This window comes from Nostoc sp. WHI, from assembly GCF_015714725.1.
Classification (GTDB): domain Bacteria; phylum Cyanobacteriota; class Cyanobacteriia; order Cyanobacteriales; family Nostocaceae; genus Nostoc.
Window position 1 is genome coordinate 1 of the sequence record NZ_WBKM01000156.1, and the last position, 9,883, is coordinate 9,883.

General features: G+C 39.8%; 12 protein-coding genes. 5 read left to right on the forward strand and 7 right to left on the reverse strand.

Annotated elements, in window-relative coordinates:
• Both F8S12_RS16510 and hisG read right to left on the reverse strand, forming a co-directional pair.
• On the reverse strand, nt 1-2,303 hold a 2,303-nt coding region (locus F8S12_RS16510; protein ID WP_196517232.1), incomplete at its 3' end, for a GAF domain-containing protein.
• Between the two features lie 551 nt (nt 2,304-2,854).
• Nucleotides 2,855-3,499, reverse strand: coding sequence for an ATP phosphoribosyltransferase (gene hisG, locus F8S12_RS16515; protein ID WP_196517233.1), 645 nt, complete (start codon nt 3,497-3,499; stop codon nt 2,855-2,857).
• Between the two features lie 73 nt (nt 3,500-3,572).
• On the opposite strand from hisG, the gene rppA reads away from it, so the two are divergent.
• On the forward strand, nt 3,573-4,271 hold the full coding sequence (rppA, locus tag F8S12_RS16520; protein ID WP_196517234.1) for a two-component system response regulator RppA: 699 nt from the start codon (nt 3,573-3,575) through the stop codon (nt 4,269-4,271).
• Between the two features lie 150 nt (nt 4,272-4,421).
• Complete coding sequence (locus tag F8S12_RS16525) at nt 4,422-4,931, forward strand: DUF29 family protein (protein ID WP_196517235.1); 510 nt, start codon at nt 4,422-4,424, stop codon at nt 4,929-4,931.
• 54 nt (nt 4,932-4,985) lie between these two features.
• Here F8S12_RS16525 and F8S12_RS16530 read toward each other — a convergent pair whose 3' ends face one another.
• The 3 genes from F8S12_RS16530 to F8S12_RS16540 all read right to left on the reverse strand — a co-directional run bounded on the left by F8S12_RS16530 (nt 4,986) and on the right by F8S12_RS16540 (nt 6,287).
• Nucleotides 4,986-5,429: a DUF29 domain-containing protein gene (locus F8S12_RS16530; protein ID WP_196517236.1), complete on the reverse strand. Its 444-nt coding sequence runs from the start codon at nt 5,427-5,429 to the stop codon at nt 4,986-4,988.
• A 180-nt stretch (nt 5,430-5,609) separates the two neighbouring features.
• Complete coding sequence (locus tag F8S12_RS16535; RefSeq protein ID WP_196517237.1) at nt 5,610-5,864, reverse strand: type II toxin-antitoxin system RelE/ParE family toxin; 255 nt, start codon at nt 5,862-5,864, stop codon at nt 5,610-5,612.
• 177 nt (nt 5,865-6,041) lie between these two features.
• Nucleotides 6,042-6,287 (reverse strand): hypothetical protein, encoded by a 246-nt coding sequence (locus F8S12_RS16540; protein ID WP_196517238.1) that lies wholly within the window; start codon nt 6,285-6,287, stop codon nt 6,042-6,044.
• Between the two features lie 60 nt (nt 6,288-6,347).
• Between F8S12_RS16540 and F8S12_RS16545 the strand changes: the two genes are divergently transcribed.
• Entirely contained in the window at nt 6,348-6,590 is a 243-nt protein-coding gene (locus F8S12_RS16545; protein WP_196517239.1) for a DUF433 domain-containing protein, read from the forward strand.
• A 172-nt stretch (nt 6,591-6,762) separates the two neighbouring features.
• On the opposite strand, the gene F8S12_RS42335 is transcribed toward F8S12_RS16545, so the two are convergent.
• Both F8S12_RS42335 and F8S12_RS42340 read right to left on the reverse strand, forming a co-directional pair.
• Entirely contained in the window at nt 6,763-7,155 is a 393-nt protein-coding gene (locus F8S12_RS42335; protein ID WP_442946806.1) for a hypothetical protein, read from the reverse strand.
• Between the two features lie 215 nt (nt 7,156-7,370).
• On the reverse strand, nt 7,371-7,544 hold the full coding sequence (locus tag F8S12_RS42340; protein ID WP_442946805.1) for a hypothetical protein: 174 nt from the start codon (nt 7,542-7,544) through the stop codon (nt 7,371-7,373).
• A gap of 138 nt (nt 7,545-7,682) precedes the next feature.
• Here F8S12_RS42340 and F8S12_RS16550 point away from each other — a divergent pair, with 138 nt between their 5' ends.
• Nucleotides 7,683-8,078 (forward strand): hypothetical protein, encoded by a 396-nt coding sequence (locus F8S12_RS16550; protein ID WP_196517240.1) that lies wholly within the window; start codon nt 7,683-7,685, stop codon nt 8,076-8,078.
• On the forward strand, nt 8,071-9,883 hold a 1,813-nt coding region (locus F8S12_RS16555), incomplete at its 3' end, for a caspase, EACC1-associated type (protein WP_196517241.1). The genes F8S12_RS16550 and F8S12_RS16555, both read left to right, overlap by 8 nt.

A 9,883-nucleotide genomic window follows, 5' to 3' on the forward strand; every position in this document is an offset into this window, starting at 1 on the left:
CCCCACTCCCTACTCCCTACTCCCTCATCCCCTCTCACTACCCCAATATGAATTTGTGGCTGCTGATTCTGGCAAAATTTGATCGCGTTGCCAATGAGGTTTTGAAATACTTGTATTAATTGGGTAGCATCAGCTCTCACTTCAGGTAGAGGATCATAAGTGATAACTGCTTTACTTTCCGCGATCGCAAGTTGGAGATTAGCGATCGCAACTCCTAATACAACATTACCATCAACTGGCATAAAGGGCTGTCCACGGCTGCTGACGCGGGAATAGTTCAACAAATCATTAATTAGCGTCTGCATCCGGCGTGCCCCATCTACAGCGTAGGTGATAAACTGATCAGCGTTGGCATCCAGTTTATTTTTGTATCTTCGCTCTAGTAGCTGTAAATAACTAGTTACCATCCGCAACGGCTCTTGCAAATCATGGGAAGCAACATAAGCAAACTGTTCCAATTCGGCATTGGAACGCGCCAGTTCTTGACTTTGCTGGGTTTCTTTTTCTAATAGTTGCGCTTGAGATAAAGCAATTCCAATTTGATTACCTAGTTGCTGCAACAACTCCGTCTCAAAGTTATTCCACTGTCGGGGTGCAGCACACTGATTAGCCACTAACAAGCCCCAAATACCTTCCCTAACAAGAATCGGCACTACAAGATTAGCTTTGATAGCAAACTGCACAAGAAATTCTCGATGGCAGGGATTAATATCAGCAGATTCAATGTCTTCAATTTTACTAACTCTTCCCTGGCGATATTTTTCTAAGTATTCTTCTTTAAAGCAAGTGTCGAGCAAATTTTTTCCTAGAATGACCGGACAACCAGGCAATACCGCTTCTTGCACTACTGTCCCTGAACCGTCAGCCTCTAGTTGAAAAATCAAAACTCGGTCACATTGTAAGAGTTTTTGCACCTCAGTAACCGCAGTCTGAAGAATTTCCTCAATTTGTAAAGATTCTCGAATTTTTAGAGTGATTTCAGCAAATAGTTGCGATCGCAGATTCTGCCGTTTTAATTCCTCTTCTGCCTGCTTGCGATCTGTGATATCAGTATAAGAGCCAACCATTCGCACTATATCACCTAATGCGTCCCAAAGTGCCTGTCCTCGATCTAGAATCCATTTATAGCTGCCGTCTTGGCATTGGACTCGATATTCACAGACGTAAAACGGTGTTTTCTTGGCAAAGTGGTCTTGGAAGGCTTGGAGTACCCAATCTCGCTCATCGGGATGGATTCGTTTTTTCCATTCATCCCAACCGTTGGAAACTTCGTCGTCTTTATACCCCAGCATTTTTTTCCATTGAGTTGAGAAGAACACTTGATTAGTCTTGAGGTTCCAATCCCAAATCCCATCATTATTACCATGTAATGCTAATTGCCAGCGTTTTTCACTCTCTTCTAGTGCTTCTGCTGTTTTCCGTCGTTCAGTAATGTCTTGGAAATAAACAGATAAGCCGTCTCTTGCAGGATAAGCGTGGACTTGAAGCCAGCAGTTTAGTGGCAGATAAAACTCCTCAAATTCCACACTTACCTGTTCTAAAATTGCTCTATGATACTCACGATGGAATGTTGTGCCGATGATTTCTGGAAACACTTTCCAGATGCTTTGACCTAATATTTCATTCTGGTTTTTTTGCAACAGCCGTTCTGCTTGACCATTGACGTAGGTGAATCGCCACTTTTTATCCAGGGCAAAAAACCCATCAGTGATGCTTTCGAGCAGATTAGTCATGCGCGTTCTCGCAGCTTCAGATTGAGCGCGGGCTGCTTGCTCGTGCGTCATTAGTTTCTCGGTAATTTGAGATATCTCAATTACATTACGCCTGAGTTCTAGTTGGTCGATTACCAAACGACTTAGAGCTACAAAAGCCTCCAATTGTTTTTGGCTCAATTGCCGTGGAACTTGGTCAATTACACACAGAGTTCCCAGCATATCTCCCTTCGGAGTAATTAGGGGTACACCGGCATAAAACCGTACATAAGGATAGCCCGTTACTACTGGATTGTTTGCCAATTTTTGATCAGCTAGGGTATCCGTAACCACTACAACGTTACGCTGCTCTTGGCAAAGGTATGAGAACCCACTACTCCGGGGCATTTCTGATACATCTAAGCCTACTTTTGACTTAAACCACTGACGGTTTTCATCAATAAAATTTACCAAGGAGATGGGAGTGCCACAAATATATGCCGCTAACTGAGCCAGATTGTCATAGGCTTCTTCGGGTTCAGTGTCAAGAATTTGATACTGGCGGAGAGCTTCTAGTCTCACCATTTCTGTATCAATTGGTGCAGATTTCATTAAGTTTTATTAATAAATTTAAATGTAATATCTAGTCAGCAGCGTACCTATCTCAAGAATAGCTTAATCTTTTTTAATAATTGTTAGTCTTTTCACCGCCTCTAGCTGTTTAGGGAAGTCTGTTTTAATTTTGTTGATGAAAATGATCGTTTTGTTGATGAAAATCATGATTTTGTTGATGAAAATGATCGTTTTGTTGATGAAAATCATGATTTTGTTGATGAAAATTATGATTTTGTTGATGAAAATGATCATTTTGTTAATGAAAATGATCATTTTGGTTAACAAAATTAAAGAGCATTCCAAATGTGCAAAACTTCCTACCGTCGATACAAGGATGGGCATTGTAATATCCATCCTTGTGTAGTCTGCTCTTTGCGTTTATTTTGGAATACGGATACATGATATATAACTGTACCGTGGAGCGATCGTTACCCTAACAGGACTTACGCAAAAAGGCAGTGAAAGCCTTGATTTACCGTAGGGGCAATTCATGAATTGCCCCTACATTTCGTACTTGATGCGTAAGTCCTACCTAAAACTGATAACTGTTAAATCCCTACTAAAACGGCTTCTCGCAGCTTGGCAATCACATCAATCCAATTACCCGTATTCAGGCGGTAACTTAGAGGATGAGCAATCAACCGCGCCGTGCTTTCATACAGAATAGCAATTTCAATCAAACCATTTTCGCGCAAAGTCCGTCCTGTAGAAACCAAATCTACGATCGCTTCTGACATTCCAGTAATTGGCCCTAGTTCTACTGAACCATACAACGGCACTATTTCCACTGGTAAATCTAGACTGTGAAAATATTCACGAGCGCAATTGACATACTTAGAAGCAACTCTACCATGCGGTGGTAAATCTAAAGGCGATCGGTAAGAACTCGATGCTTTTACCGCCACCGACATTCGACAATGGCCAAAAGGCAAATCCACCAAGTGAGCAACTTGCGGCTGTTTCTCCCGCAGCACATCGTAACCAACAATACCCAGTTGAGCCTGACCATATTCTACATAAACAGGCACATCCTGCGCTCGCACCAGCAAACCTTTTGCAAGTCCCTTAGCGTCAGTAATCTGAAGTTGACGATTTCCTGAATCCAAAAAATTGCTAAAGTCTAATCCTACAGATTGTAGCAGGCGGATGCTATTTTTAAGTAATTCCCCTTTTGGCAATGCAACAGTCAGCATTCTTTTTCTTAGTATCCTTGACGTTCCGGCAGAATAATATTGAGAATATCTCTATATGCTTACCACAAGCAGCATGAGAATTTTATTAGTTGATGATGAAGTTGAATTAACTGAACCCTTGAGTCGCTTGTTAATTCGTGAGGGTTACAGTGTGGATACTGCTTATGATGGAACAAGTGGCAGCGAACATGCACAAGCAGGTAGTTATGATCTATTAATTTTAGATTGGATGCTGCCAGGAAAAACGGGGTTAGAGATTTGTCAAGAATTGCGATACCAAGGTAAAACTACTCCCGTTTTGTTTCTTACAGCCAAGGATACTCTAGACGACCGCGTACAAGGTTTAGATGCTGGTGCAGACGACTATTTGGTGAAGCCTTTTGAACTACGGGAATTATTAGCAAGAGTTCGTGCTTTGTTGCGTCGTTCCGGTTCTCAAGCCTATGAAACCATCACCGGACGCTTGACTGTAGCTGATTTAGAACTTGATTGTGAAAATCAAGTAGCCTATCGCCAAGGACGGATAATTGAGCTATCGCAAAAAGAAAGCCAGCTGCTGCAATACTTTATGGAACACACTGGACAACTTCTAACTCACGCTCAGATTTTGCAAAATCTTTGGCAAGAAGAAGAACAACCCAGTAGTAATGTGATAGCGGCATTAATTCGCTTACTGCGCCGTAAGATTGAGGTAGGTAGAGAAACGACGCTGATTCAGACAGTTTACGGTAAAGGCTATCGTTTTGGTGCTTCCTCAGTGGAGTCAGTTTAACGAAGAAATTTTTGGATGGTGGGCATTGCTTAGTGTTTGCTTAAACCCTAATTCTTACATTAGACCAGAATTTTACAGTCATTGTGTAATTAATTTTGTTTATCTACTTAATTTTGATAAAACTCTCACGCTTTCTGTTCCTAAAAATATATGACACAAGAATTCATAGAATTAAGACAAAGTATTTTAGAAGGTCGTTATGATGAGGCACTAGAGATTATTGATGATTTAGAGGAGATGAGTAAACAGGCAACTCTGCGAAAAATAGAAGCATTTTTAGTAAGATTATGTATTCATCTCATTAAAAATCAAATTGAACAGCGTTTAACTAACTCTTGGATTGCTTCAATCTCTGACTCAGTAATTCAAATTGCCAAATTAAATCTTAAAGATAATCAAAAATCTTACTATATTAAAGCTGATGAATGGCAAGAATATTTAGATGAAGCAATAGCGATCGCAATTCGACCAGCAAGTGCTGAAATTTTTGATGGTACGTTAAAACCTAGTCAAATTTTCCAAAGGATTAATCAAGAACTCTTGATTGATATTGCTCAAAAACTTTTACATTTAACTTATCAATATCAACCTAAAGAACTACCAGAGATTATTGATCATCATTTAGCAGAATTACCAGGAGGTAAAGATTGGTTTGAGTAAGTTTAAACATAAAAATCCAGAGGTCAGAGGTCAGAATTAAAAAGACTTTGATCCTCAACACCAAAAACTTTCATTCAATAATGTTTCTACATTATTAGGAAAAGGATAATCATCAGGAAATTTTATTTTATATTCCTTACTAATGTTTTTACGCGCATTTTGATAACATTCATCATATATATTTAAGAAATAATTACGCAGACTAGGAGAATCTCGAAGAATACGACTTAATTCCTGTTGAGTGCGGCTAATTGTTGCTTCCCAACCGCCATAACATTCTGGTAAATTTACATAATTCCGTTTTAAGGCGTGTTCAAATAAAGTTGTCAAACGGCTTTCTAATTCCCGTCTATCTCTCCTCCCCAATCCTTCTATCTCCTCAATTAAGTTTTCCCAATCTACCTTGCTATAATCTTGGGATTGTAAGCTATTGATAGTCTGCTGAATCCACAATGCAAAGTCTGTTTCGTAGAGAGTTTTTACTGGTGATTGAGTCATAAGGAATTAAAAACTTTAGAGTACTTTAGCAATAGTTTAACCCAAGGGTTTAACAAAATTTTAAACAGGCATTTTTTAGGGAGTTCTACGTGGTAGTTATGAAGATAACAGGATTTTAAGATGGTTGCTACAAAATGGCGTAGGCGTAGCCCGTCGTAGACATCGCACTTGTACTGTAAGCTAATAAACATCGTCATGAGTACCAATGTCTAGCAAAAGAACAACTTGTTCCCCACTCTCGTCATCGGTTTTCATTGAGAAAACAATGCGACAATCATATCCACAAGAGCATGAAAGCAAGCCTGATAGCTTTCCCTCTAGTTTGTGAGTACCCAAGTTAGCTGCAAATATATCATTTTCCATAGCAGCAATAGTTTCTTCTATACCGGCTTGTAAGTCAGCATTACGACGAGCAAATTTTTGCTGACTTTTCACGTTATGTGGATAAGTCCACGAAAACCTAACCCCCTAACCCCCTTCCCGACACGGGAAGGGGGAAAATTCAAAGTCTCTCTCCTTGTAGGAGAGAGATTTAGAGAGAGGTTTTTCAGATACCGTGAAAAGTCAGCAAATTTTCGGAACGCTCTTTTAAATTTGCTAGTAATAACCAACCTATACATCGGCTGCATTTGGGTTATTGAGATATTCCCGTAATTCTTGAATTGCTTCAGTAGCAGTCTGGACTTTGAATCTACCTGCTTGGAATTCAGCAATGGAAGTTGCTGCATCTGACGCAATTTCATCTCGGCGACTTTCAATAATTCGGTTTTTGAGAATTTTTACCAGCATTTCTTGCTGCTCTAAAGGCAGATCCATTGCCGCATCTAAAACTTTATCTAGGTTACTCAATTGCTTCATCCTCTTAATTATTTGTGGGAATATATAAATACAATAACCCCAAATAGCGAGGTAATAACCATGCAAAACATCACCAGAATTACCCGCAATCCAGAAGTAATGGGCGGTAAACCCTGTATTCGAGGAATGCGTGTGACTGTTGGTACTATCATTGGTTTAATGGCATCTGGACACAGTAATAGCGATATTCTCAAAGCATATCCCTACCTTGAAGAAGCTGATATTTATGAGGCGCTTGCCTATGCTGCATGGCGAGTTGAAGAAATTGAAGTGCCTACCAAAAACTTTCATTTTGAATTTTAATGAGCCAAGTGCAATACAAAAGTAGCAAATAGCCATAATTGCGCGATCGCTTGCTGGGCGGTTTACTGCCACTGATATAATTTTATAATTAAACCTAACAACCAAAAGGCATGAGCTAAAAAAACTAAGCGAAGCCATTTGTTACGGTAACTTCTATACTAATCAGGTTTGCTTAAGCATTTGCTAGAAATAAATAAACTGTTGTTACTAAGGTGCAAGCATTTATAACAAATGAGTACCCAAATACGATATTGGAGTACCCAAATACGATGTTGGAGTACCCAAATACGATATTGGAGTACCCAAATACGATGTTGAAGTACCCAAATACGATATTGGAGTACCCAAATACGATGTTGAAGTACCCAAATACGATGTTGAAGTACCCAAATACGATATTGGAGTACCCAAATACGATGTTGAAGTACCCAAATACGATGTTGGAGTACCCAAATACGATGTTGGAGTACCCAAATACGATGTTGGAGTACCCAAATACGATGTTGGAGTACCCAAATACGATGTTGGAGTACCCAAATACGATGTTGGAGTACCCATTTATAATTAATGCTTAATTTGTTAGCTTAAATTTTAAGAATTTGTTATGATAATTACACGATCGCAGCGATCGCAGCAAATGAGTATCTATTTATAATAAATGCTTAAGCTGTTGTTCCTAACAGATAAACATTCGTAAAGTCTGCGTCTGTCTTTGTAACGAGTGGATAAGCTGTTGCGATCGCGGCAACTTTATTTGTAACGTTGCTGCTGCAAAAGTACTCAAATTATTCTTGTGAAGAGGATTTTTGCAAACCTTCGCATTGCACGAGTAGCAAAATTAGACTGATGCCAAGCTTGATAGAAATCAGGGTAAGGCATATTCTGGGCGCATTTCCAGAAAATATTATAGTAGTTGTAATCAAATGCCGAAGAATCCTTTAAAACTTTGACCATAGCAAATCGACTTTTATTAAAAAACAATAAATTTTTTACTTAATATTTTTTGTAGACTATCTTTTTTTTATCCAAAATCGTAGAATCTTACGGTGTGGTCTATGATGCCGTGTATATAATAAAACTTTAAAGGTTACTATGACAGACGAATCCACTGTACAATTCACCTTTGCCCTTGATGACCCAGAGTTAGATGATGAGAGACGGCAAAAAATAGCTAGCAAGCTGCTGCGGGAAATTAGGGATCTGGATGAGGTAGAGAAGGCCGATCGCGCCGAAGATTTGAACCCAGAAGCGGGAAGCAAGCCAGGGTTTGCCACTTTGATCGGAGTGCTGACGGCTGAAGTAAGTATAAAGAATGTCAAAGGTTTTTTAAGTTTTTTGGGCGATCGCCTGGGAGACAAACCGATCAAAATTACTGTCAAAGTTGGCAATAAAGAAGTCAGCATTGAAGCTAAAAGCCGAGAAGAGCTACTAGAAGGTGAGAGAGTGGCAAAAGACTTATTCGCAGCAATGGGTGGCGGAAATGTCTAAGAAGATAGCGCTGCTGATTGGAGTCAGTGAATATGGTGAAGGTATCCCGCCCCTATCATCTGCTCTCAACGATGTGGAAGCTATGCAGCGAGTTTTGCAAAACCCAAACTTGGGAGGTTTTGAACAGGTTGAACGGCTGCTTAATCCCGATGCGATCGCTATGCGAAAGGCAATTCAAAAGCTGTTTAAAGAAGCTCTTAAAGATGATTTAGTATTATTCTTTTTCTCTGGTCATGGTATTACTAATGATCAAGATCATCTCTATTTAGCGACTCGAAATACGGCTAAAGACGATTTTGAAGCTACTGCTGTAGACGCAAATTTTATCCAAGGACAATCAAACAATTGCTATGCTAGACGGCAAGTTTTGATTTTAGATGCTTGCTACAGTGGTGCGATCGCTCAAGGTTGGCGGACAAAAAGTGTCGGTGTCGATATCAAAAAGCAGTTAGGCGCGGAGGGGCGAGTTGTTCTCACATCTTCAAGTGCAACTCAAACTTCTTTTGAACAAGAAGGTGCAACACTTTCGCTCTACACTCAGTATTTAGTTGAGGGAATTGAGACAGGCGCAGCAGACAAAAATGGTGATGGCAATATTCATGTACATGAACTGCACGATTATGCCAAGGCAAAAGTCAAAATAGTCAAGCCTAACATGACACCAGATATAATTCTGGATAAGGAAGGATACAATATTTTACTAGCCTATGCCCCAAAGAATCCAGAGGCAGAGTATCGCAAGCTTGTTGAACAATATGCCCAAAATGGTGAACTAGATGAATTTGCTTTCTTAGTCTTAAAGCCAAAACGGAAAACATTTGGACTGACAGATGGAAAAGCTGAGGAAATAGAAACCGAAGTTCTAGAGCCTTTCCGTAGGCGATTTGCAAATTTAGAAAGTTATAAACAAGCTTTTACCAAGGCTGTTGAGCGAAAATATCCCCTAGATGAACATACTCTGAGGATATTGAAGGATTACCAACAGGATGTTTTAGGTCTAAGAGATGAGGATGTCGCGGCGATTAAGTTAGAAATTACCTCTGCTACAGGAGCGGAATATCAAAAACTGGTTCAGATACAGAAACCACGAGAAAAAGAAGAATATAAAAATAAACTGCGGCGTTATGAGCAGGAATTTACAAAAACAGTTCAAGCGCAATACCCTCTAGATGAATATGTCCGCATTGGATTAAAACAGTTTCAGCAGTCTTTAGAACTCAGGGATGAGGATGTAACGCAAATTGAAGAACCAATTTTAGCTCCAACAGAAGAAGCCAAGAGACTACGACAAAGAGAAGAAGCAGAAATGCTACAACGCCAACCAGAAGAAACTGAGAGGCAGGGAAAAGAACAGCAAGCAACTCAAACAACCACTGCAAAAGCAACACAGGAGAATGATGACCTGAGTTCTTACGCGATTGGTGTAGACTATACGCGGTTACGCGATTTGCTCAAAGCTGGAAAGTGGAAAGAAGCGGATCAAGAAACTTTAGCAATTATGCTTAAAGTGGCAAACAGAGAAAAAGAAACGTGGTTGGATACTGATTCAATGGAAAAGTTTCCCTGTAATGACCTACGCACCATTGACCAATTGTGGGTAAAATACAGCAGTGGGCGATATGGCTTGAGTGTGCAGAAAAAAATCTGGCTAGAAGTAGGAAAAAAACATAATGCTTTCAACACTCGTGTTGGATGGCAGATGTCTCGTAAATGGTTTTTAGGTGGTTTTTTGAATGAATCAAGTATAAATTATGATGGCACAGCCACTGAGGGACACCTCCCAGCGTGTTTGATGGTAGGGGGGG